Source organism: Sorangium sp. So ce367, assembly GCF_051520455.1.
GTDB classification, from domain to species: domain Bacteria; phylum Myxococcota_A; class Polyangia; order Polyangiales; family Polyangiaceae; genus Sorangium; species Sorangium cellulosum_B.
On sequence record NZ_CP150334.1, the window covers coordinates 12,373,143 to 12,396,628 of the forward strand.

The 23,486-nt window shown below is 72.6% G+C and carries 13 protein-coding genes; 8 read left to right on the forward strand and 5 right to left on the reverse strand.

Going from position 1 to position 23,486, the window contains the following annotated elements; all coding sequences use genetic code 11:
* The first annotated feature begins 145 nt into the window (after positions 1-145).
* The 3 genes from WME97_RS46880 to WME97_RS46890 all read left to right on the forward strand — a co-directional run bounded on the left by WME97_RS46880 (position 146) and on the right by WME97_RS46890 (position 7,478).
* On the forward strand, positions 146-2,506 hold the full coding sequence (locus WME97_RS46880) for a glutamine--tRNA ligase/YqeY domain fusion protein (RefSeq protein ID WP_437547591.1): 2,361 nt from the start codon (positions 146-148) through the stop codon (positions 2,504-2,506).
* Between the two features lie 191 nt (positions 2,507-2,697).
* Entirely contained in the window at positions 2,698-3,519 is an 822-nt protein-coding gene (locus WME97_RS46885; RefSeq protein WP_437547592.1) for a hypothetical protein, read from the forward strand.
* Positions 3,520-3,530: 11 nt separating this feature from the next.
* On the forward strand, positions 3,531-7,478 hold the full coding sequence (locus tag WME97_RS46890; RefSeq protein ID WP_437547593.1) for a serine/threonine-protein kinase: 3,948 nt from the start codon (positions 3,531-3,533) through the stop codon (positions 7,476-7,478).
* A gap of 34 nt (positions 7,479-7,512) precedes the next feature.
* Here WME97_RS46890 and WME97_RS46895 read toward each other — a convergent pair whose 3' ends face one another.
* Together WME97_RS46895 and WME97_RS46900 are read right to left on the reverse strand one after the other, a co-directional pair.
* Complete coding sequence (locus WME97_RS46895; RefSeq protein ID WP_437547594.1) at positions 7,513-11,796, reverse strand: serine/threonine-protein kinase; 4,284 nt, start codon at positions 11,794-11,796, stop codon at positions 7,513-7,515.
* Between the two features lie 7 nt (positions 11,797-11,803).
* Positions 11,804-12,532, reverse strand: a complete 729-nt coding sequence (locus WME97_RS46900; protein ID WP_437547595.1) for a hypothetical protein — start codon at positions 12,530-12,532, stop codon at positions 11,804-11,806.
* A gap of 293 nt (positions 12,533-12,825) precedes the next feature.
* Here WME97_RS46900 and WME97_RS46905 point away from each other — a divergent pair, with 293 nt between their 5' ends.
* Both WME97_RS46905 and WME97_RS46910 read left to right on the forward strand, forming a co-directional pair.
* Complete coding sequence (locus tag WME97_RS46905) at positions 12,826-14,310, forward strand: serine/threonine-protein kinase (protein WP_437547596.1); 1,485 nt, start codon at positions 12,826-12,828, stop codon at positions 14,308-14,310.
* A 238-nt stretch (positions 14,311-14,548) separates the two neighbouring features.
* Complete coding sequence (locus tag WME97_RS46910) at positions 14,549-15,703, forward strand: ferritin-like domain-containing protein (RefSeq protein WP_437547597.1); 1,155 nt, start codon at positions 14,549-14,551, stop codon at positions 15,701-15,703.
* Between the two features lie 66 nt (positions 15,704-15,769).
* Here the strand turns inward: WME97_RS46910 and WME97_RS46915 are convergent, their stop codons facing one another.
* The gene (locus WME97_RS46915; RefSeq protein ID WP_437547598.1) at positions 15,770-16,855 is read right to left on the reverse strand and encodes a hypothetical protein; all 1,086 of its coding nucleotides are present in this window, start codon (positions 16,853-16,855) and stop codon (positions 15,770-15,772) included.
* 295 nt (positions 16,856-17,150) lie between these two features.
* Entirely contained in the window at positions 17,151-17,366 is a 216-nt protein-coding gene (locus WME97_RS46920) for a hypothetical protein (protein ID WP_437547599.1), read from the reverse strand.
* 330 nt (positions 17,367-17,696) lie between these two features.
* Between WME97_RS46920 and WME97_RS46925 the strand changes: the two genes are divergently transcribed.
* From WME97_RS46925 to WME97_RS46935, 3 genes are all read left to right on the forward strand, one after another.
* Positions 17,697-18,437, forward strand: a complete 741-nt coding sequence (locus WME97_RS46925) for an RNA polymerase sigma factor (protein WP_437547600.1) — start codon at positions 17,697-17,699, stop codon at positions 18,435-18,437.
* Complete coding sequence (locus tag WME97_RS46930; RefSeq protein WP_437547601.1) at positions 18,434-19,744, forward strand: FecR domain-containing protein; 1,311 nt, start codon at positions 18,434-18,436, stop codon at positions 19,742-19,744. Before WME97_RS46925 ends, WME97_RS46930 begins: the two co-directional genes overlap by 4 nt.
* Positions 19,745-19,859: 115 nt before the next feature.
* A complete protein-coding gene (locus WME97_RS46935) occupies positions 19,860-22,088 on the forward strand; it encodes a biotin carboxylase N-terminal domain-containing protein (protein ID WP_437547602.1) in 2,229 nt (742 codons plus the stop codon).
* A gap of 72 nt (positions 22,089-22,160) precedes the next feature.
* Here WME97_RS46935 and WME97_RS46940 read toward each other — a convergent pair whose 3' ends face one another.
* Positions 22,161-23,414, reverse strand: coding sequence for an ADYC domain-containing protein (locus WME97_RS46940; protein ID WP_437547603.1), 1,254 nt, complete (start codon positions 23,412-23,414; stop codon positions 22,161-22,163).
* Between the last annotated feature and the right edge of the window lie 72 nt (positions 23,415-23,486).

Sequence of the window (23,486 nt, forward strand, 5' to 3'; positions counted from 1 at the left end):
TCCCTCCTCTCCTCGCGAATCCTCGCGAAGCGCCCGTCCTTGCGGGCTCCGCGCCGGGCGGACGCCGTCTCCGCGGTGGCCCGGCGGGTGCCGTTTGAGTAGGCTCGGCGCGGGCGGCGCCGCCCGAGCCGAGGTGAAAAGAGCTGTGACAACGCAGAGCCCCAGAGCGAGCGACGCTGACAGCAGCGTCGCCGCGTCCAACTTCATCCGCAACATCATCGCCGAGGACCTCGCCGCCGGCAGGCACACGCGGGTCGTGACCCGGTTCCCGCCCGAGCCGAACGGCTACCTGCACATCGGACATGCGAAGTCGATCCTGCTCAATTTCGGGCTGGCGGCGGACTTCGGGGGCGCGTGTCACATGCGCTTCGACGACACGAACCCGGCCGCCGAGGACATGGAGTACGTGGAGTCGATCCTGCGGGACGTGCGCTGGCTCGGCGGCGACTGGGGCGACAAGCTCTTCTTCGCGTCGGACTACTTCGAGCGGCTTTACGCCTTCGCGGTGGAGCTCATCCAGAAGGGCAGCGCCTACGTGTGCAGCCTGAGCGAGGCAGAGACCCGCGAGCTCCGCGGCACCGTCACGGAGCCCGGTCGGGAGAGCCCCTACAGGAACAGGTCGGTCGCGGAGAGCCTGGATCTCTTCGCCCGGATGAGAGCAGGGGAGTTCCCGGAGGGCGCGCACGTGCTCAGGGCCAAGATCGACATGGCCGCTCCCAACATGAAGATGCGCGATCCGCCGATCTACCGCATCAAGCGCGCGCGCCACTACCGGACGGGCGACGCGTGGTGCGTCTACCCGCTCTACGACTTCGCTCACAGCCTCTCCGACGCGATCGAGGGGATCACCCACTCGATCTGCACGCTGGAGTTCGAGAACAACCGGGAGCTGTACGACTGGATCATCGAGCACCTCGACGTCCCGTCCCGCCCTCGCCAGTACGAGTTCGCTCGGCTCAACCTGAGCTACACGGTGATGAGCAAGCGAAAGCTGCTCGCGCTCGTGAAGGGCGGGCTCGTGACGGGCTGGGACGACCCGCGCATGCCCACCATCGCCGGCCTCCGGCGCCGCGGGGTGACGCCCGAGGCCATCCGCTCGTTCTGCGAGGAGATCGGCGTCGCGAAGACGAACAGCATGGTGGACATCGCCAAGTTCGAGTCGTGCGTCCGAGACGACCTGAACCTCCGCGCCCCGCGCGTCATGGCGGTGCTGCGCCCCCTCCGGGTCGTCCTCGAGAACTACCCCGAGGGGCAGGTCGAGGAGATCGACGCGCCCTACTGGCCCGAGGACGTGCCGAGGGAAGGCTCCCGCAAGGTCCCCCTGTCCCGGGTGCTCTACATCGAGCGCGACGACTTCCTCGAGGACCCCCCCAAGAAGTGGTTCCGGCTCGCGCCCGGGCAGCAGGTGCGGCTCCGCTACGCCGGGTTCATCACCTGTCGCGACGTGGTGAGAGACGAGGCGACAGGAGAGGTCGTCGAGCTCCGCTGCACGTACGATCGCCCCACGAAGAGCGGTGAGGCGCCCGACGGCCGCAAGCCGAAGGGAACGTTGCACTGGGTCTCGGCCGCCCACGCGCTCACCGCCGCCGTCCGGCTCTACGACCGGCTCTTCGCGGCCGAGCGGCCCGACGCGGTCGACGAGGGAAAGGATTTCCTGGAGAACTTGAATCCTGGTTCGCTGGTTGTCCTGAGCGGGTGTCAGGTGGAACCGAGCCTGTCCACGGTCGAGAAGGGGAGCCACGTCCAGTTCGAGCGCCAGGGGTTCTTCTTCGTGGACCCCGTCGACTCCGCGCCCGGCGCGCCCGTCTTCAACCGCACGGTGGCGCTCAAGGACTCGTGGTCGAGGCTCTCGGCCGAGAAGCCCGCTCGGGCCCCTGGGCCCGCGCCCGAGGGCCCGGCCGCGAAGGCGCCGCCGCCGGAGCCTCGGCGCGAGCGCGCGCCCTTCGAGGAGCGCCTCGCGCGGCTCGACCCGGCGCGGGCCGAGAAGGCCAGACACCTCATCGATACACGTGGGATACCGGGCGATGACGCGGTGGTCCTGGCCGACGACGACGGCCTCCTCCGGCTCTTCGAGGAGACGGTCGCCGTGCACGACAACCCCCGGGGCGCCGCCAACTGGGTCATCCATTCGCTCGCCCGGGAGATGAAGGACAGGAAGGCAGGCGACCTCCCCGTCTCGGGTGCGCAGCTCGGCGAGCTCCTGGCGCTGATCGATGACGGGACGATTTCCGGGAAGATCGCAAAAGATGTCCTCGCTGAGATAATGCAGCAGGGCGGTAGTCCGAAGGCGATCGTCGCGCAGAGAGGGCTCCGGCAGGTCGCCGACGAAGGCGCCCTGGAGCGCATCGTCGACCAGATCATCGCCGGCCATCCAGGCGAGGTTTCCCGCTTCCGCGCGGGGAATTCGAAGCTGATCGGGTTCTTCGTCGGCCAGGTCATGAAGGCCTCCGGCGGTAAGGCGAACCCCGACCTGGTCAATACGCTGCTGGCCAGGAAGCTGGCGTAAATCTCCCACCCACGCGCTGTTTCGCTTCCCCCCCGACGCGGGGTGCGCCCGAGTGCTGCGCTCTGCGTTATCCCACTCCCGGCACCTGACTAGGTGTTGCGTGTCGTGGCGGTGTGCAGAAACATGTCCAGCAAAATGTCCATAAATCAATTGAACTTGATAGCTGGAGTGGTGTAGATCTGATTGGTACTATGGAATCTGCACGCCAGTTCGCTCTCCTCGCTTGCGTGGCGGTGTCGTTCTCGCAGGCGGCTTGCGTCGCGTCTGCCGAGCTCGAAGGGGACGATGAGGCGGTGGAGGAGGTCCAGCAGGCGGCCATAACGGCCAACGCGCTGACCATCAACGCGCTGACCATCAACGCGTTGACCATCAACGCGCTGACCATCAACGCGCTGACCATCAATTCGTTGATGGGTAACTCGCTGACGAGAGATGCGCTCCGTACTCCCGAGTCGAGGGAGCTCATCAGCTTCATTGTGGGCTGCGCGCTCCCCGAGGAGGCCCGCCTCGACGTCAAGGTCGATGGGGTGCCCTACAGCTTCGTCGGGGATCTCGGCCTCGCGCCCGAGTGGGGCTCGAAGCGCGGCTCGTGTGATGAAGACTGCCAGGAGTGGGTCTCCGCGTGCCTGCTCGCGCGCGTGAACTACCGGGGCGAACACGTCATGATCTCGCTCCGCGGACAGCACGAAGCGCTCTCGTCCACGAAGCGGGAGCGGGCGAGGTACGACGCGGCGGAGGCGACCTACTTCGGCAACGTCTTCCAGAAGCCGCAGCGCCTCTTCGCCTGCCTCGCGCCGGGCAAGAGGCAGATCCCGCGCGTCTGCGGGCCCTCGATTGACGACTGCCCGATCGATGTCGTGGGTGAATGTGAGGACGTGTGCGATGGGCCGAGGTCGGACGGCAGCTTCTTGAACTGCCGCGATCGTGAGCCGCTCGACCTTCCGTGCGGCCCCCGCGTCTTTCCGCGCGGCACCGACCGCTACAAGGCTTCGGTGTCCGTCTTCCTCGAGTAGCATCGCGCGGCGTGGATTCCGGCGCCGTCCTCGCGAACCGCTTCGTCGTCGGGCAGCAGGTTGCGGCCGGGGGGATGGGGACGGTCTATCGCGCGCACGACCGCCTCGACGACCGCCCGGTCGCCCTCAAGGTCCTGCACAGCCGCGAGGCCTTCGACGTCGAGCGGTTCGAGCGCGAGTCGCAGATCCTCGCCGAGCTGAGCCACCCGGGGATCGTGCGGTACGTGGCGCACGGGCGGACCGGCGCCGGGGACCACTACCTCGCCATGGAGTGGCTGGAGGGCGAGGACCTGGCGGCGTGCCTCGCGCGCCGGCAGCTCGCGCTCGCCGAGAGCCTGGCGGTGCTGCGCAGGACCGCGGACGCGCTCGCCTTCGCGCACTCGCGCGGGATCATCCACCGCGACGTCAAGCCGAGCAACATCTTCCTCGTCGCCGGCGACGTCGGCCAGCTCAGGCTCGTCGACTTCGGGATCGCGCGCCCGGACGGGGAGTCGCGGCGGCTCACCTACACGGGCGGGATCCTCGGGACCCCGGGGTACATCGCGCCCGAGCAGATCGAGGGCGGGGGCGCCCTCGACGCGCGGGCGGACGTGTTCTCGCTCGCGTGCGTCTTTTACGAGTGCATCGCCGGGCGCCCGGCCTTCGAGGGGGCGCACGTCATGGCGGCGCTCGCCAAGCTCCTGTTCCAGACGACGCCCCGGCTGCGAGAGGTCCGCGCGGACGTCCCGGAGCCGCTGGAGCAGCTCATGGACCGGATGATGGCGAAGAACCCCGAGGACCGGCCGCGCGACTGCGGCGACGTCGGGGTCGAGCTCGCGCAGATCGCGGAGGTGCTCGACGCCTGGTCGACGCCGCGGCCCGCCACGCTGGCCTCCCCGAAAGACGCGACCATGCGCTCGGCGCGGCCCGATGGCTTCCTCACGCGCAGCGAGCAGCGGCTCGTGTCCCTCGTGCTCGCCGGCGAGCCGGACGACGTGCAGATGAGCGTCGCGGCGGCCGGCGGCGTGCCCAGCGCCTCGGACGTCTCGAGCGTGCTGCAGGAGCTCTCGAGCGAGGGCCCGGGCTCCGCGGTGCCGCGCTCGGAGGTGCGGGCCGCGGTGGAGCCCTACGGCGCCCACATCACGGAGATCTCGCGCGGCTCGCTCATCGCGATCCTCGCCGGCGCCGGGAGCGCCGTGGACCGGGCCGAGCGGGCGGCGCGGTGCGCGCTCGCGCTGCGCGCGCGGTTCCCCGGCATCCCGCTCGCCGTCGCCACGGGGCGCGGGGTGTCGTCGGCGAAGCTCATCGAGGGCGACGTCATCGACCGGGGGGTGCGCGCCCTGCGGGCCGCGCACGCCGGGGCGGTCCGGCTCGACGACGTGACGGCCAGCGTGGTCGGCGGCCGGCTCAAAGTGGAGACCGACGAGAACGGGCCGTTCCTCGCGACCGAGACGGCGGTCGACGAGAGCGTCCCCGTGCTGCTCGGCAAGCCGAGCGTCTGGGTCGGCCGCATCCGCGAGCTGTCCATGCTGGAGGGCGTGTTCTCCGGGTGCGTGAGCGAGTCGCTGGCGAGCGCGGTGCTCGTGATCGGCGCGGCGGGGTCCGGGAAGTCGCGGCTCCGCCTGGAGTTCCTCACCCGGGTGCGGCGCCAGTTCGGGTCGGTGGAGATCCTCTCCGGGCGGGCCGAGTCGATGGCCGCGGGGTCCCCGTTCGGCCTCATCGCCGACGCGATCCACAAGACGGCGGGGATGCGCGAGGGCGAGCCGGTGGAGGCCCGGCGGCGCAAGCTGACGCGCCGCCTCGGGCGCCACCTGAGCGGCGAGGCGCTGAGCCGGATCGCGGCCTTCCTGGGCGAGCTCTCGCGGACGCCGTTCCCCGACGGCGAGACGAGCGGGCTGCGCGCTGCGCGCGACAACGCGATGCTCATGGCCGACGCGACGCGCGCGGCGTGGGAGGACTGGCTCGCCGCCGAGTGCGCGGCGCAGCCGGTGCTGCTCGTGCTCGAGGACCTGCACTTCGGCGATCCGGCGACCGTGCGCCTCATCGATCAGACGCTCCGGAACCTCCGGGACCTGCCGCTCATGCTGCTCGCGCTGGCCCGCCCCGAGGTGAGCAAGCAGTTCCCCGGGCTGTGGACCGACCGGGAGGTGCAGACGATCAAGCTCGGGCCGCTGCCCGCCAAGGCGAGCGAGCGGATGGTGCGGAGCGCGCTCGGCGAGGACACGCCCGCGGAGACGGTGGCCCGGGTCGTGGAGCGGGCCGACGGCAACCCGTTCTACCTGGAGGAGCTCATCCGCGCGGTCGCGACGGGCAAGGGGGACGTGCTGCCCGACTCGGTGCTGGGCACGGTCGAGGCGCGGCTCGACGCCGAGGGGCACGAGGCGAAGCGCGTGCTGCGGGCCGCGAGCATCTTCGGCGACCGCTTCTCGAAGCTCGCGGTGGCGGCGCTGCTCGGCGGCGCGACGCGCGTGAAGGAGACCGAGACGTGGCTCGACGCGCTCGCGGCGCGGGAGCTCATCGCCCCGGTCTCGACGCCGGGGTGGCTCATCCCGACGGACTACGTGTTCCGCCACGCGATCGTGCGCGAGGCGGCGTACGCGATGCTCACGGAGCCGGACCGCGCCCTCGGCCACAAGCTGGCCGGCGAGTGGCTCGAGCGCAGCGGGCACACCGACGCGATGGCGCTCGCGGAGCACTTCCGTCGCGGCGGCGAGCCGGCGCGCGCGGTGCGGTGGTACCGGAGGGCCGCGGAGCAGGCGCTCGAGGCGAACGATCTGGCGAGCGCGCTCGCGCGCGCCGAGATGGGCGTCCAGTGCGGGGCGGCCGACGAGGAGCTCGGGCGGCTGCGGCTCGTGGAGGCCGAGATCGCCCTGTGGCAACAGGAGACGGCGCTCGCCGTGCAGCGCGGCACCGAGGCGGCGAGCCTCGTGCGGACCGGGAGCTCGCCGTGGTTCCGCGCCATCGGGCAGGTGATCATCGCGGAGGGGAAGCTCGGCCACTTCGATCGCGTCGAGGCGTGGGCGACGCGGGCGGCCGAGGCGGCGGGCGCGATCAGCGCGCGGATCATGTGCCTGTGCGACGCCGCGACGATCCTGAGCTTCGGCGGCCGCTACGCGGCGGTCGACGCGCTGATCCAGATGCTCGAGGCGGCCGCGAGCGAGCCCGCCGGGCTCGAGCCGCAGGCGGCGGGGCAATACCAGCAGGCGCGCGCGGTCCGGGCGCACACGAGGGGCGACATCGGGGCCGCGCTGAGCGGGTTCACGGCGGCGAGCGCGGCGTTCGAGCAGGCCGGCGACCGCCGGAACGCCTGCGCGGCGCGCTCGAACCTGGGCTTCTTGTACGGCGAGCTCGGCGACTTCGAGGTGGCCGAGTCCGAGCTCCGGACGGCGCTCGCCGGGGCGCAGCGCATGGGCCTCGACGACCTGGAGACGGCCGCGCTCCAGAACCTCGGCTACGTCATCGCCCACCTGGGGCAGCTCGAGGAGGCGAAGCTCCTCGAGCAGCGCGCCGCCGCGGCGTTCCAGCAGCAGGGCGACCGGCGCATGGAGGGCGTGACGCTGACGTACATGGCGAAGATCATGCTCCTGTCGGGCGATCCCGTGGCCGCCGAGCGCGAGGCGCGCGCCGCGGTCGAGGCGCTGGTCGTGGCGCCTCCGCTCCGCGCCGCCGCCGTGGCGGTGCTCTCGCGCGCGCTGCTCGCGCAGGGCCGCCCGGAGGAGGCGCTGCCGGCCGCGCGCGAGGCGTTCGTGCAGCTCGAGGAGGCGGGCTCGCTCGAGGAGGGTGAGGCGCTCGTGCGGCTCGCCTACGCCGAGGCGCTCGCGGCGGCGGGCGCCGCGCGCGAGGCGGCGGAGGCGCTCGCCGTCGCGCGCCAGCACCTGCTCGACCGCGCGGCGAAGATCAGCGACGCGTCCTTTCGCGAGCGGTTCTTGACGTGCGTGCCCGACAACGCGAAGACCCTCGCGCTCGCCGCCGCCGGGTGACACGTCGCGGGGAGGCGGCGCCCGGGCGGCCTGCTTACGCCGGCTGCGTCGCCTGATCCAGGGCGGCCTCCGCCGCCTCGCGCTCGGCGATGGCGGCGGCGTGGCGGCGCAGCCGGTCGCCCATCACGTTCGGGATGCGCTCCGCGGCCTCGAGCGCGGCCGAGAGCGCGCCGCGCGCGGCGGCGAGCCGGCCGCGGCGCAGCGCGGTCACCGCGCGGATCTCGAGGACCTCGATGTGCTCCTGGCCCACGGAGCTCTGGGCCGAGCGGTCCACGAGCGCGTCCCACGCGGCGTCGTCCGCGGAGCCCCCGCCCTGCGTGGCCAGATCGATCATGGCGCAGAGCACCGCCTCCGAGGGGACCATCAGCGCGTCGGCCTGGCCCTCGGCGCTGGCTCGCTCCTGCATCTCGCGCATCTGCTCGAACAGCGCGCGCGCCTCGGCCTGCTCGCCGCAAAAGAAGAGGAACCGGGCCTTGAGGAGCAAGGCGACAGGCCGGCACACCCCGCAGAACCGGTGCCGCTCGATCTCGAGCGCGCGATCGATGTGCGGCCCCGCCGCCGCGAGGTCGTCCATGAGGTAGAGGTACTCGCCGAGGTTGTACTCGCCGACCCGCTCCAGCGCGCCCTGGCCGAGGTCGCGCGCGAGCGCGAGCACCCGCTCGAGGTCGGCGATCATCCGGGCCTTGTCGCCGCGGCACGCCCAGAGGAGCGCGCGGTTGTTCGTCACGACGCAGAGGTGCAGCGTGTCGTGGTGCGCCTCGCAGAGCGCGATCGCGCGGCCGAGCGCGTCCTCGGCGTCGTCGAGCCGGCCGAGCCCCTGGAGGACGAAGCCGAGCATGAGCAGCGAGATGACGAGCGTCTCGTACCCGTCGTCGCCGAGCGAGGCGGCCGACGCCGCCGCGCGCTCGAGCGCGGCGGCCGCCTCTTCCTCCCGGCTGAAGCGGTGGAGCGTGCGCCCGGCGCCGAGCGCGAGGCGCGCGGTGAGCGCCGGCGACAGCGTGATCTCGTCGGCGAGCACGCCCGCCTCCTCGACGCGCTCCTCGGAGCTCTTGAACTCGTCCATCCAGTCGAGCGCCGTGGCCTCGTCGAGCAGGATGTCGATCTGCGCCCGGATGTCGCCGCGCGCCCGCGCGATGGCCCGCGCGCTGGCGAAATCGGCGAGCGCGTCGTGGTAGCGGCCCAGGCGGTAGCGCATGAGGCCGCGGCCCCGGTGCGCCGCCGCGCGGTCGGGGCGCACCCCGCCCGGCGCGCGGCGGCTGGGCGGGCCTCCGCCGGGGGCCGTCGGCTCGATCGGCTGCTCCAGGGCGCGGGTGTAGAGCGTCTCCGCGTCGAGGTAGGCGTGCCGGGCGCGCGCGCGCTCCGCGAGGGTGAGGTAGGCGATCTCCGCGATCTCGCCGAGGCCCGCCTGGGCGGCGTGGTGCGCGAACGGGATGAGGCGATCGTTCTTGAGGTGCGGCGCGTCGCGCTCGCCGGCCTCGTCGCTCGCGGCGTCGCGGTGCAGCTTGAAGGCCGCGAGGTGGACGCGCCGGCGGAGCGGCTCGGGCGCGCCGCGGGCCACCGCCTCGCGGACCAGCGCGTGGCGGAAGCCGATGCGGCCCCGCCGGTCCTGGACGAGGAGGCCCGCGGCGATCAGGCGCTTCACGGCGACCGCGGCGTCGAGCGGGAGGTCGTCGGCCTCGCCGTGCTCGTCGAGCCGGTGGAGCACGCCGGCCACCTCGGCGACCGCGACGTCGGGGCCGAGCAGCGCGATGAGCCGCGCGTGCGCCTGCAGCGCGGGCGGGAGCGCGTCGATCTCGCCGAGCGCGAGCCAGTCGAGGAGCGGCATGTCGGGGAGCCGATCGAGCTCGTCGGTGGCGAGGTACCACGCGTCGCCCCGCGGGTGCCGGCGCACGACGCCCCCCCGCTTGAGGCCGCGCACGAGCTCGATGAGCAGGAGCGGGACGCCCTGCGCGCGCTCGACGAGGTGCGCGACCGCGGGCTCGGGCACGTCCTCCGCGGGCAGGAGCAGCCGCCGGCAGAGGGCGATCGCGCTCTCGCGATCGAGCGCCTCGAGGCGGTAGGTCTCGCGGCGCGCGGCGCGCTCGCCGAAGGAGGGGCGCGCGCTCTCGAAGCTCGGCCGCCCGAACGCGCAGATGAAGAGCGGCGCCTGCGCCTCGGCGAGCGCCGCGTACTCGAGCGCGGCGAGCGCCGCGTCGTCGGCCACGTGCGCGTCGTCGAGCACCACGAAGAGCGGCGTCCGGCGCGATCGCCGGCGGAGGGCCTCGCCGGCGGCCACGGAGAGCGCGGCGCGGAGCGCGCCGGGCGCCGCGGAGAGCGCGCGGAGCTCCGGGTAGCGCTCCTCGGCGAGCGGGTCGTCGCTGATCCAGCCGAGCGCGAGCGCCACGGCGGCCCCGAGCCGCGCCTGCTGCGCGCCCGCGAGGCGGCGCCGGAGGAGCGCGCTGCCGCCGTCCGCCGGAGGGGACGACGGCAGCGCGAGCGCCCGCTGCAGGATCTCCCGGACGACGCGATCGGCCCCGCCCGCGACCGGCTCGCCGGTCCGGAGCTCGATCACCTCGGCGCGCCCCTCGATCGCGCGCAGCCGCTGCGCGAGCGCGCCGGCGAGGCGGCTCTTGCCGTGGCCGGCCACGCCGATGACGCTGGCGATGGTGGGCGTCGCGGTCGCCACGGCGTCGCGCGCGCCCGCGACCAGCGCGTCGAGCACGTCGCTCCGGCCGAACAGCGGCTGGGAGCTCGAGTCGAACGCGGTGTCGGCGTCGGGCAGGGCGGCGCCCAGCCCGGGCTGGGCGGAGGCCGGTCCTGGCGGGGGGAGGCCGTCGCCCGGGGCCTGGGAGGCGTCGTCGCCGAGCGCCGCCGCGGCCGCCGGCGACAGGGTGAGGCCCAGAGGGCCGCCCGCCGCGAGCCGATCCTCGCGGTGGAAGAGCGGGCTCAAAAACCGCCGCGTGCCGTCGGGCCGCGGCTGGACGGACACGGTCGCGAGGTCGAGCAGCCCGCGGGAGAGGACGCGCTGCTGCTCGAGCTCGCGGCCGGCGTGCGCCGCGCGGCGCAGCGGGCTCGCGCCGTCCGCGTGATCGAAGACGGCGACGAAGCGGCCGCCCGCGGCGTGGGCGAGCTCGCCGCCCAGCGCGCTGAGCCTCCGCTGGAGGGCCACGACGTCGAGCTCGGCCTCGAAGAAGAGGAGCGCGACGGCGCGCCGCTCGACGCTGCGGGCGCTCGGCGGCGGCGGATCGGTGGTGGGGCCCCTGACGCGCGAGGGGCGGCGCTCCTGGCCGCGCTCGAAGCTCTCCAGGGCGGCGCCGAGCGCCGCGGCGCTCGCGAAGCGCTGGCCCCTGTCCTTCGCGAGGCACCGGAGCACGATCTCCTCGAGCGAGCGCGAGATCGGCGCGATCAGGGAGGGCCGCGGGGGGCGGCGGCCGAGGTGGTCCTGCCGCACCAGGGCGGGAGGTCCCCAGAACGGCGGCTTGCCTGTGAGCAGCTCGAACAGCACGGCGCCGAGGGCGTACACGTCCGCGCGCGCATCGACGTCGCCGCGGCCGTCGCACTGCTCGGGGGCCATGTACTCGGCGGTGCCGGGCGCGTCGCTCTCGGCGGTGAGGCGGGGCGACGGCTCGCGGTGCCCCGCGGCGAGGCCGAGATCGATGATGGTGGCGCGGTGCCCGCCGTCTCCGGCGCGCGCGGCGAGCGGCGCGCCGGCGACGAAGATGTTCTCCGGCTTGACGTCGCGGTGCACGTAGCCGCGCGCGTGGATCGCCTCGAGGGCCCGGAGCGCGGCGCGCGCGAGGGCGCACGCCTCGCGCGCCGGCATCGGCCCGGCGACCCCGCGCGCCACGAGGCGGTCGGCGAGCGTGGGGCCGTCGAGGTACTCCATGACGAAGTACGGCGCGCCCGAGGCGAGCTGGCCGCACCCGTAGACGGCGGGCACGTGGGGCGGCCCGACGTCGTAGAGGGCCCGCATCTCCTTGACGAGGCGCGCGCTCGCGTCCGGCTGGTCGGCGCGCGCGACCTTGATCGCCACGGTCGGGCCGCCCTCCTCGGGCTCGGCCGCGAACACGGCCCCGAACCCGCCTGCGCCGGCGAGCCGGACGCCCCGGTAGCCTTCGATGCTGGGCAGCGCGGTCGCGCTCAGCCAGCTGCCGCTGGGCTCGTCCGCGCCGCCGGGCGCGCCGGGCTCGGGGCTCGCCTGCCGCACCACGGGGCCGTGCTCCGGACACCCCGGATCCGCGTGCGCGACGCGCCTGCCGCACTCCTTGCACCGCGCGGTGGGCGCGGTGGGCGCCCCGGAGCGAGCCGCGCTTCCGCCTCGACGAGCATCGGGCAACATGGGGGCCTCATGGCAGGAACGTCGTAATCACCGCGGGCCACGACTCGCCTCGATCGTCGGTGCAGCTCGGGCGATGGCCGCCGGCCGCGCTGAGCGCGTCACACGCGAGATCGCATGAGCCCACGATGTGAATGTTCGGGCATTCTCGGACGCCCCCTCCGGGCTCGGCGAGCCCCGCGGCGCAGTCCCTGCTGAGGGCCCGAGAGCTCTCCACGTTGGATTCTTTGTAGCAGGCATAGAGGCGGGGCGGGGTCGCGAAGAGATCGCCCCAGAACGCGCCTTCCTCCACCGGATACGACTCGACCTCGCTCGCGTCCGGGTGCCTGAGGGCGAGGTGCGCCGCGCGCGACGAGATCATCACGGAGACGCCGGCCCGGTTGGCGCGCGACGCCACGCAGGCCGAGACCCACTGCTCCCGGGACTCGCTCAGCGGCGCGATGGCCCAGCTCGCCGCGAGCCCGAGGTAACCCGGGTAGACCTCCTCGCGCAGCTCGCCGCGCTCGTCGCGCCACGAGAACCTGAACGACTGCGACGGGGTCAGCGCGCAGCCGACGATGTATTGAAGGAGCTGCCTGGACATCGCACCGAGCTCCCCTGGGCGGGTGATGGCGGCGCGGACCGCCGCCGAGATGGCGTTCGAGGCGAGTCTGTTCGGGGCGAGCGCAATCGGGTTGAGGGCGTTCGGGTTGAGGGCGTTCGGGTTGAGGGCGTTCGGGTTCAGCGCGTTGTGATTCACGAGCGCACTTGAGACCTCGTCGACCGACCCCCACTCCGCGGGAAATCCGTCGCTGCCACCGCAGCACGGCACTGAAGCCAACAGAAATGTGTGTGCGCACAGCGCTCGGATTCGCCTCTTCATCTGTCCCCCTCCGCGCCCGTTCTGCTAGCAGATGGAATAGGCTACCGTAAGGATAACGATGGATTTACTGTACCACTTGGCGAAGCGGCGTGTAGCGCCAACCCGGCCGTCTGGCGCGGAGAAAATCCTCGCTCGGGTGAGTCCTTAGTCGCATCGGGGGGGTTATGACGATGGATGCTTTGGCGACACGAGATAACGAGACGCGGGCATTTTCACTGGAGGAGAGGTCCTTTTCCCGAGGCGAGCTGCCGTGCGGCACGCGGGCGGGTGCGTACGGCATTGTGTCGCCCATCGCCCGGGGCGGATGTGGGGCTGTGTACGAGGCCATTCACCTCCAGACCGGCGCGCGCGTGGCGATGAAGGTGCTCCACGGGACGCTCGCCGCGTCGCCGAAGATGGTGAAGCGCTTCCTGCGCGAGATCGAGGTGGTGCGGCTGCTCAATCACCCCGGGATCGTCGAGATTCATGACGCCGGCGAGCTCGCGGACGGCCGGCCATTTTATGTGATGGAGCACCTCGACGGGGTGACGCTCGACGTGCTCCTCCGGCAGGAGGGGCGGCTCTCGCCGGAGCAGGCGCTCGAGCTGCTCGAGCCGGTCTGCTCGGCGCTCGACGCGGCGCACGCGGCCGGGATCATCCATCGCGACGTGAAGGGCAGCAACATCTTCGTCTCGCGGGGCGCCCCGCGGGCGGTCAAGCTCCTCGATTTCGGGATCGCCAAGCTGATGGAGCCGGACGAGGGGGCGAGCGGCTTCACCACGGCGGGGAGGGCGCCTGGCACCCTCACGATCATGGCGCCCGAGCAGATCCTCGGCGGCGTCCTCGACGCGCGCGTGGACGTGTATGCGCTCGGCGTCCTCTTGCACAGGCTCCTCACGGGCAAGCTCCCGTTCTACTCGCCGGACGCGACCGAGCTGCTCCGGCAGCACCTGGAGGAGCCCGCGCCGCGCCCGAGCCGGCGGACCCCGCTGCCGCCCGCGCTCGACGCGGTGGTGCTGCGCTGCATGGAGAAGCAGCCGGAGCACCGCTATCCCTCGGTGAAGAGCTTCCTCTACACGCTGCGCGAGGCGGTCGGCGAGCCGACGTCGGGGCGGAGCAGCATGCCGGAGCTCCAGACCGACGCGATCGCGATCTACCTCGATCTCCGGGTGCGCACCGACGCCGACGATCTCGACGACGCGCTCGCCGAGGAGCTCGGCCTCGTGCTCGACCTCGCGGAGGAGCGCCTCCGGGACGCCGGGCTCACGCTGGTCTCCGTGACCGGCAGCGAGATCCTCGCCGTGCGGCTCCTCTCCGGCGAGCTGCGGGAGTCGCTGCTGGAGCGCGCGGCGGTGATCGAGATCGCCGCCTCGCTCCACGAGGAGATCGCGCTGAGGAGCGGCCCGGACACGCGCGTGCACACGAACCTGTGCCTGCACGCCGGGCAGGTCGTGGTGCGCTCGGCGAACCACCCGGAGATCATCGGCGGCGACCTGGCCCGGGTCGGGGCGTGGGCGCCCGTCGACGCGGTGCACGCGCTCTGCGCGACGGAGGCGGCGGTCCGCGGGATCGGCGGACTCGAGCTCTCCGCGGGGCCGCCCGGGCTCCTGCTGATCGGCGAGCTCTCCGGGCACTGCTCCTCGCCGGCGCCGACGCTGCGGTGCCGCGCGCTCTGACGCGGCCAGCGTCGGCCCTTCAGCGACGCGCGCCGCGCCCCCGCGACGCGCGATGTCAGGCCGGCGACGGGCGCGCGCTCGGCGTGGACCCCCTGGCCGACTCGGGAGCTCCCGGAGTCGATATGACGACGCAAAAACGAGCGACGGGCGATTGCCGCTCCACGATAGGTGCCATTATAAGGGCCGCCCGCGGGGCGCTCGACCTCGCACCCGCGCCTCGCCGCTCCGGAAAGCTCTCATGTCCATGCGCCTCCAGCAAGCACTCCAGACCCTCCTTGATTCCGCCCCTCTCCTTCGCGACGCGTCGAGCAGCGGTAACGTCCGTGTGCTCGCCTCGCTCCTCGGGCCCGCCTTCCGCGGCTTCGTCCAGCGGCGGGGCAAGGGCGTGGTCTCGACCGATATCTCGGTTGGATACGAGGCCAGCTTTAACTGGAGTTACGGGCGGGACGACCCCGACATGGCGAGGCTCTACCACCTCGCCAAGACGTCCCAGTGGGACGCTGCGACAGACCTCGACTGGTCGCGGAGCGTCGACTGGCTCGATCCGGCAATGCCGCTCTTGCCCGACAGCTGGATGCCGCCGTCCAAGCTGCCCGCCTGGGGCAGGCTCTCCGAGCGGGAGCGCGCGACGCAGCGCCACGGGCTGCTCTCCTGGATGCTGAGCCAGTTCTTGCACGGCGAGCAGGGCGCCTTGTTCGCGGCGTCGCAGATCACCGAGTGCGTGCCGTCGCTCGACGCGAAGCTCTACGGGAGCACGCAGGTCGCCGACGAGGGGCGGCACGTCGAGGTGTTCCACGCCTACCTGACGCAGAAGCTGGAGAAGCTCTACGAGATCAACGACAACCTCTATGTCGTCATCGACGCGATCATGAGCGACGGCCGGTGGGACATGAAGTTCCTCGGCATGCAGATCATGATCGAGGGCCTGGCGCTCGGCGCGTTCGGCTCGATTCGACAGGTGACGAGCGAGCCGCTCCTCAAGGACGTCCTCCGGTCGGTGATCACCGACGAGGCGCGCCACGTCCACTACGGGGTGCTCGCGCTGAGCAGGTTCTACCGCGAGGGCATCGACGAGCGGGCGCGGAGGGAGCGTGAGGACTGGGCGTTCGACCTGTCGGTGCTCCTGCGCAACCGCTTCCTGGCGCACGAGTTCTATGACGAGTTCTACGCTCACCGCATGACGCGCTGCGCGTGGGACGAGCTCATGCTCAAGAGCGACCTGATGGGGTTCTTCCGCCGGACGATGTTCCGGCGGATCGTGCCGAACCTGAAGCGGATCGGCCTTCTGTCCGCGCGGATGCGGCCGCGCTACGCCTCGCTCGGCCTGCTCGAGTACGAGCACGGGCGGGCGGCCAGCGAGCTGACGGCCAAGGAGCTGCTCGACGACGCGTGAGGCGAGGGCGGCCGAGGGCGGCCGAGGGCGCAAGACGCGGACGCCCGCGCCGGCCCCGGGGCGAGATCAGCAGGTGGACCGGGCGCAGGCCGAGAGCTCGACGCCGCACCGCTTCTGGATGCAGGCGAAGTCGCCGTTGCAGGCGGCGAGCGACCTGAAGGCGCACGAGAGGGCCTGATCGGCGAAGAACTGAGCGTTGGGGCAGCCCCGCGACATGCAGCTGGAGACGCACGCGACGCTGAACTCCGGCGGCATCCGGTCCCTGTCGATGCACCGGGCGGCGCAGGTGACGACCTCCTGGCAGTCCACGGGCTCACACACGCCGCAGTCCTGGGGGCAGATGCCGCAGGTCTCGAAGCTCTCGCAGACGCCGTTCGAGCACACCGAGCACACGCCGCAGTCGCGCCGGCAGGACGCGCACGTCTCCGTCCCCGAGCAGATGCCGTCGCCGCACGTGGCGCAGGCGCCGCAGTCGTCCGGGCAAGAGAAGCAGCTCTCGATCCCGCCGTTGCACACGCCGTTGCCGCAGGCCTCGCAGACGCCGCAGTCGGGGGCGCACGAGCGGCAGTCCTCCCGCGGCGAGCAGACGCCGTCGCCGCAGCCCTGGCAGACGCCGCAGTCGCCCGCGCACGTCGCGCACGTCTCGGCGCCGCTGCACACGCCGTCGCCGCAGTTCGGGCACACGCCGCAGTCGCCCGGGCACGTCGAGCACGACTCGCTCGCCGGATCGCAGGCGGCGTCGCCGCAGCGCGGACAGAGGCCGCAGTCCTCGGCGCAGCTGCCGCAGTCCTCCGCGCCGTTGCAGGCGCCGTCGCCGCACCCCGGGCACGGGCCGCAGTCGCTCGCGCAGCTCGAGCACGTCTCCGTCCCCGAGCAGGCGCCGTCGCCGCACCCCGGGCCCTGGCACGGGCCGCAGTCGGGGGCGCAGGAGCGGCAGTCCTCCGCGCCGTTGCAGGCGCCGTCGCCGCACGCCGGGGGCTCGGCGCCGGACGAGCTGTCGTACTCCCACGTCTCGGTGCGGCCGCAGCCCGCCCCGAGCGAGGCCCCCGCGAGCGCGACGAGCGCAGACCAGGCGAAGGCGCGCGAGGAGAGGAAGCCAGGGCGATGCCGCCCGGACCGCAGCAGGAAGCTCAGCCGGCTTGTGGTACCCATACGATCAGCCCCGGGGACACGAGAGGTCGGGTTGTCAGAAAAAGCGGGACCGGCTCGTGGGCTGCAGCGGCGCCGCGATGAGCCGTCCACGGGAACGCGCGCGGACGGAACATACATGGAGACGCCCCGCGGGGGGCGCCAAAGCACGGGCGCGCCGGCGCTGAAGCCGCGGGGCGTGGGCGCATGCGCGACCGAGCGGCACAAAATGAAAGAGGGCGGCGCCTCCGGAGAGGCGTCGCCCAAAGCGCTCCGCGGTGCGCGCTTCACTCAGGAAGCGACGTGCCGCGCAGAGAGCTCACTGCTTGGGGGCCTCGGCCGGGGGGGCCGCCGCCGGGTCGGCCGGGGGGGCCGCCGCCGGGTCAGCCGCGGGGGCCGCCGCCGGGTCAGCCGCCGGAGCCGCCGCCGGGTCAGCCGCCGGAGCCGCGCCCGGGTCGGTCGGGGCCGGGGCGCTGCCGCCGCAGGCGACGACGAGGGACGACACGGCGACGAGCGCAAGAACGAGCTTCTTCATGGAATCCTCCGAAAATGGGGCGGGTAGACCACCCTCAACCAACAGGCGTGTGAACCGCACGCAAATCCGGCGGCCACCACCCAGACGCCGCGGGGGGCCAGAACGGCTCACAGTTTTTTCGATGAGCCGCCCGGGCCCGACCAGGCGTCTAGAAAAGTGTGGGAACCTCGGGGCGCTCCTGATGCCGCTCTGGACAGGAGCTCAGGGCCCGGCGCTCCGCCCGGGCCGCTGCTCCGCCTCCCGCGAGGGCACCGCGATCACCGTCTGCTGTACATTTCCAGTCATGTCCCCTGGTACGAACGCATGGCTCTGAGACCTCAGCGAGGGCGCTTGCGCCTTGTCGAACCTGCCGCCCCGGCTGCCCCGGCCGCGGAGGCCCAGGCGGACATGGGCGACGCCGGGCCCGCGTTCGCTCCGGAGGAGCGCGGCCGCGGCGAGGGCCGGCGCGCCCAGGACCGGCGGTCCTCCGCCGCGGCCGGGCCGGCCGAGCGCGGAGCGGGCCTCGCGGAGCTGCCGGACGCGCAGCTCGTGGTGCTCGGCGCCCGCCGGGACTCGGGCGCGCTCGAGCAGCTCTACCGGCGACACGTCGCCTTCGCCATCCACCTCGCGACGCGCATCGAGGGCTCTGCGCGCGACGTGGAGGACATCGTCCACGACGCGTTCCTCCGCGCCTTCGAGCGCCTCGACGATCTCGTGGATCCCGCCGCGTTCCGCGCGTGGCTCGGGTCGATCATCGTCCACAAGGTCCGCTCGCGGATGCGGCGGGCGCGGCTGCTCGGCGTGCTCGGGATGGGCAAGTCGAGCGAGCCGGTCGATCTCGACGCCCTGGCGAGCCCGGCCGCGTCGCCCCACGCGCGCGCGCAGATCGCGCAGATCTACGCCCTGCTCCAGACGTTGCCGGCCGACGACCGGATCGCGTGGATCCTCCGCTCGGTGGAGGGGCACGATCTCGAGACGGTCGCGCAGATGACGGACTGCTCGCTCGCGACCGTCAAGCGGCGGATTTCGCGGGCGCAACACTTCCTCGACGGTCATTTTGTAGATTCAACCAGCAGCGAGGTCTCATCATGAGCCGGCGAGGGCTACCCCGGATCGCCCCGGCAGATCTGCGCGACCACGCGACCGAGGAGCGGATCGCGCGCGTCTGGGACCGCATCGAGCACGACCTCGGGGCGCGCGAGCGCTCGTCGCCGCGGCGCGCGGGCATGGCCGCGATGCTCGCGGCGGCGACGTTCGCGGCGTTCGGCGGCGGCCTGTGGCTCGGCAAGGCGATCTGGAGCGACGAGCGCGCGGCGCCCGGGCCCACCGCCGTGGCGCCGGCCGACGACGCGCCGTCGCTCGTCGACGTGTTCGCCGCGGGCTCGCAGGGGCGCACCTTCCAGCTGCCGGGCGGCGGGAGGATCTCGCTGACGGCGGGCACGACCGTCGAGGTCGAGCAGGCGGACGGCGGCGCGCTGACGCTGCGGCTCGTGCAGGGCGAGGCGTGGCTCGACACCGTGAGCGGGACGCGCACGGCGGCGCTCGCGATCGTCGCCGGCGAGGCCCGCCTCGCGGCGGCGGCGGGCAGCGTGCTGCGCGTGAAGCACAACGTGGACGCGATCGACGTCAACGTCGCGGATGGCTCGGTCAAGCTCACGTCGCCGGCCGGCTCGCGGGAGCTCGGGCGCGGCGACGCCGAGGAGGGCGTGCCGATCCGGCAGCGGATCGCGGTCGTGGCGCCGCCGGAGCCGCGGCGCGCCCGCGCCTCGTCGCTCCCGCGCTCGAGCGCGGAGGTCGCGCCGATCGAGCCGCCGGTGGCCGCCGCGCCGGCCGCCTCGGCCGCGCCGGACTGGCGCGCGCGGTACAACGCGGGCAACGTCGCCGAGGCGCTGCAGAGCCTGCAGCAGCAGAGCGGCGGCATCGACGGCGCCATCGCCTCCGCGAAGACGGCGAGGGAGCTGATGGACCTCAGCGACCTCCTGCGCGGGAAGGGCGGCGATCGCGCCGCGGCGATGCGCGCGTTCGCGCGCGTGGTCGAGGGCTTCCCGAGCGACGCGAACGCGCCGATCGCGGCCTACAAGCTCGGCGATCTGTACGCGAGCATGGGCGAGCAGGCGCTGGCGGCGAAGTACTACGAGCAGGCGCGCTCGCTGTCGCCCGAGGGCAACCTCGCGGAGGACTCGTTCTGCAAGCGCATCCGCGCCGAGGTGGTCGCCGGCCACAAGGAAGAGGCCTCTCAGATGGCCAAGGAGTACGTGGCCAAGTACCCGGACGGCCGGTGCGAGGACGTCCAGCGGATCGTCTCCGGCGAGTCCGGTGAGGAGGCGGCCGCGGAAGAGGAGCAAGCGGCCCCGCCGCCCCAGCCTCCGCCGGCCCCGGACGCGAGCCCGACCCCGTAGAGCGGGGGGCGCCCGTCCACGTCGATCGCGCTCGGCCGAGCGCGGTGGACATGCTTGACACCCCTGGCGGTTCTGCGCTTGCTTGGTCGCTCGCCGCGCCGGAGAACCGCTCAGGATGACCACCGCCGTCCGCACCAGCTCTCTACCCGCCCGCAACGAAGTTCAATTGCTCCCGTCGTGGAAGCTGGTGTTGCCCCGAGGCGGCTATGTGTCCTCGATGGAGGCGTTCACCACGGCGATGGGCGTCCCTGGCTTCGTGCTGCTCGATCTGGGCACGCTGGCCGGCGGCCAGGACGCGCACCGCCTCCTCGGGCTGCGGTACCTCATCGCCAACGGCGAGGTGTGGAGGACGCACTTCGGCTGGCAGCGCCCCCTGGAAGCGGCGCTGCGCAGGGCGCTCCTCGACGAGGAGCGGGTGCAGGAGCTCCTCGCGGCGGCGGAGGGCCTGCTCGCGCGGATCCGGGACACGCGCGCGGCGATCACGGCCGCGGACCGCGACGGGTTCGCTCGCTACCTGGAGGGCGGGCTGCTCCGGGCGCTGAAGCGGCGTGAATTCGACGACGAGCGGCTCCTCAAGTTCCTGATCCTGGAGCAGGACGAGCCCTCGCTCCGCGACCAGGCGGCGGAGCTCCTGCGCTCCCGGGCCGGCGACCTCCTGCGGGAGGACGCGCAGGTGCTGGATCTCCTGTACGCCGCCGTGCATCGCCTGGACAGCTACCCCGCCACGACGGTGAGCGCGGGCCAGCTCAAGTACATCCTCGTCGCGGACAAGGGCGAGATGGGCGTGCGGGCGACGCGGGAGGCGATCGCGCTCGGCAAGATCCCCGTGGTCCTCTACAGCCTGCAGGACGACGCGAACGCGCTGCAGCTGCGGATCGCGCGGGAGGGCGGCGGGTTCGGGGTGGGGCTCGAGGGGAGCTTCCGCGAGAGCTACGCGAACTTCACCCAGATCGCGGACAAGGTGAGGGCCGAGTTCGAGCGGCGCTTCGGCGACGGCTGGCAGGACGAGCTGTCGCGCGCGGGGCTCTATCCCGGGTACGGCCCGCTGGCGGAGAACGCCGCGGCCATCCGGCACTTCCGCCAGAAGAACATCGTCTTCGTCGGCCCGATGCAGGACGTGGTGGAGAGCGCCGGCGACAAGCGCAAATTCCGCCTGATGGCCCAGGATTTCGACCCGACCGCGGTGACGCCGGGCATCGTCATCGACAGCGACGATCCGGGCGAGATCCAGCGGATCGTGCTCGAGGCCCACGCGGCTGGGCGCTTCACGTTCCCAGGGCGGCTGAAGGCCGCCAACGGCGGCGGCGGCCGCGGGCAGGCCGTCATCCCGACGGTGGAGCAGGTGCCTCAGGCCATCCAGAAGGTCCTCGGCGAGATCAAGGCGTACAACTGGCAGCCGGGCGTGATGTTCGAGCAGAACATCCCGGAGACGATCCACCTGGAGGTGCAGGTGCTGCGGGATCGCTACGGCAACGCGCGGCACTTCGGCATGCGCGACTGCAGCGAGCAGCGCGCGAGCCAGAAGATCCAGGAAGAGGCGCCGCCGGCCCTGCTCCGGCGGTACCCGGGCCTGGAAGACCGCATCTGCGGGCTCGCCGTGCAGATCGCGGACCGCGTGGGCTACGTGGGCGCGGGCACCGTCGAGCTGATGTTCAAGGAAGGGAAGTTCTACTTCCTGGAGATGAACACGCGGATCCAGGTGGAGCACCCCGTCAGCGAGGAGAGCTACGCCATCAAGCGGAAGCGCAGCCGCGTCCCCGTGAACCTCGTCGCGTGGCAGATGCGCATCGCGGACGGGCAACCCATCGATTTCGAGCAGGACCACGTGGTGCAGACCCACTGTAGCCGCGAGTTCCGCATCAACGCGGAGAGCTGGAATCCCGATCTCAGGGACTCGCGGGACGGCGGCAAAGGGCTGTTCCTGCCCAACGCGGGTATCTTCGATCGCATCGCGCTCCCCGACACCGACCCGATCCGCGAGGCGCTCGAGGAGAAGGGCCTCACCGATCTGAAGGTCCGCTTCGACTGCGGCTTCGAGGCGGGGGACGTCCTCGTGAACAAGGACCCGACGTTCGGCAAGCTCATCGTCTCCGTGAGCTGCAAGGACCCGGGCAGGGCCTATGAGCTCCTGCGGCTCGCGTCCCTCGAGGTGCTGAAGAAGATGAAGATCGAGGGGCGGCAGGTTCGGCCCGACGGGACGCCCATCCAGGGCTCGCCCTTCAAGACGAACCTCCAGGATCACGTGCGTATCCTGAGGATGCCGCTGTTCAAGCGCCATTCGAGCGACGACGACACCGGTCGTCACGTCAACTGGCTCGTGGCCGCGTTCCGCCAGGAGGCGTGAGCCGGGGAGACCGCGCGCTCCGGGGATGGGCGGCGCGGGGCCGCTTGGCCGCCCGGACTGGAGGGGTGCTGCTTACAGGTCGATGGGCAGGGTGGGGGGCAGCCCGATCGTGTTGCCCTCGGTTCTGGACGTGTTGAACAGCAGCAGAGACTTGTCGCGCCGGTTGCTGGCCTGTTCCGCCGAGTAGCAGAAAGGGATCTCTTTTTTACACATGGGTGACCGGTCTGGCCAGCGTGGGTGATGCATGCATAGCGCCCCTTCCGCGGTCCACGCCGCCTCGAACTCGAAGCCCGGAGCCTGCGGCGGATACGCTTCTTCTGCGCCCGCCACAGTCGCACTGTCCCAGAACCCGATCGTCGTGCTGTCGCGCGTCCACGTGCCCCCGGTGCCGCAGTAATCGGCGCGCGCCATCCGAGTGCACGCCTCGTGGACGCGCAGCTTCGAGACATCGACCGCTCGGATGCCCGCGTGCCCGTAGCCCCAATCGTCGCATTTGGCCGCGGCGGACGTCACGCAGGCGAACGTGAAGGCGTCGAGGTCGTGTTCGAGGTTCCCGTGCTCGTTCCAGACGCCGGGGAGCGCGATCGCCAGATGGCCACGGGTCCGGTCCTCCGGGTTGCGACACGCCGGGAACGAGGCGCCGCTTTGTGGATCGATGAGCATCACGCGGTACTTGTCAGGCCGATCGGCGCGCTCGAACTGGCTCGCGCCGGGGAGCACTTCCGTGATGACGGCGGTCACAGGGAGAGTCCCCGCGCCGCCGGCGCAGCGGACGCTCGCCTGGAAACGCGCTCCTTTCCACTCCACAGCGCCGCTGCTGCTGACGAGCCTGCCCTGACGGACCTGGACATCGGGGATGTGCGCCCCAGCCGCGTCGGCTGCGCTGCTCAGGGAAAAGCTCCTGGGCACCTCCATGGCCTCGCAATCGCCGCCGTCCATGATGCCGTGGAGCGTCCTCCCTTGCTGTCCCCAGCGATTTCTCAGCTCGTCGGCGGACAGGATATCATTGAACTCCATGCACGACACGCACGCCTTGAGCGACCGCCGCGCGATCGTCGCATCCAGCGCCATGCTGGTCTCGCCGCTCTGCGCCTCGCTCGCCAGCGCTCCGACCTCCTCGGCGAGGGAGAGCTCATCGGCCGGATCCTCGCCAACGCACGCGGCGCCCAGCAGGATGGCCGCGCCCCGCAGCGCGACGACCGCGGCGCGCCCCGCCCGCCGCAACTGCGACGCGCCGCCCGCTGCGCCGCACACGCCGGCCCGCCGCGTCTCCACCCTGGATCCCGTGAAAAGCGTCATCTTGAAGCCTGCCTCTCGTTTGCTCATCCGGCGCTCGCGCCTCGCCCTACGCGCGGGCCCGCGCCGCGCACCGTGTCTGGCAATCGGCGTGCCGCCCCA

What these genes read in the sequence shown, in the direction of transcription:
- WME97_RS46940 (WP_437547603.1), bottom strand. Translation starts at nt 23,414, where the DNA reads ATGAGCAAACGAGAGGCAGGCTTCAAGATGACGCTTTTCACGGGATCC.
- WME97_RS46895 (WP_437547594.1), bottom strand. Translation starts at nt 11,796, where the DNA reads ATGTTGCCCGATGCTCGTCGAGGCGGAAGCGCGGCTCGCTCCGGGGCG.
- WME97_RS46910 (WP_437547597.1), top strand. Translation starts at nt 14,549, where the DNA reads ATGTCCATGCGCCTCCAGCAAGCACTCCAGACCCTCCTTGATTCCGCC.
- WME97_RS46915 (WP_437547598.1), bottom strand. Translation starts at nt 16,855, where the DNA reads ATGGGTACCACAAGCCGGCTGAGCTTCCTGCTGCGGTCCGGGCGGCAT.
- WME97_RS46885 (WP_437547592.1), top strand. Translation starts at nt 2,698, where the DNA reads ATGGAATCTGCACGCCAGTTCGCTCTCCTCGCTTGCGTGGCGGTGTCG.
- WME97_RS46935 (WP_437547602.1), top strand. Translation starts at nt 19,860, where the DNA reads ATGACCACCGCCGTCCGCACCAGCTCTCTACCCGCCCGCAACGAAGTT.
- WME97_RS46930 (WP_437547601.1), top strand. Translation starts at nt 18,434, where the DNA reads ATGAGCCGGCGAGGGCTACCCCGGATCGCCCCGGCAGATCTGCGCGAC.
- WME97_RS46920 (WP_437547599.1), bottom strand. Translation starts at nt 17,366, where the DNA reads ATGAAGAAGCTCGTTCTTGCGCTCGTCGCCGTGTCGTCCCTCGTCGTC.
- WME97_RS46905 (WP_437547596.1), top strand. Translation starts at nt 12,826, where the DNA reads ATGGATGCTTTGGCGACACGAGATAACGAGACGCGGGCATTTTCACTG.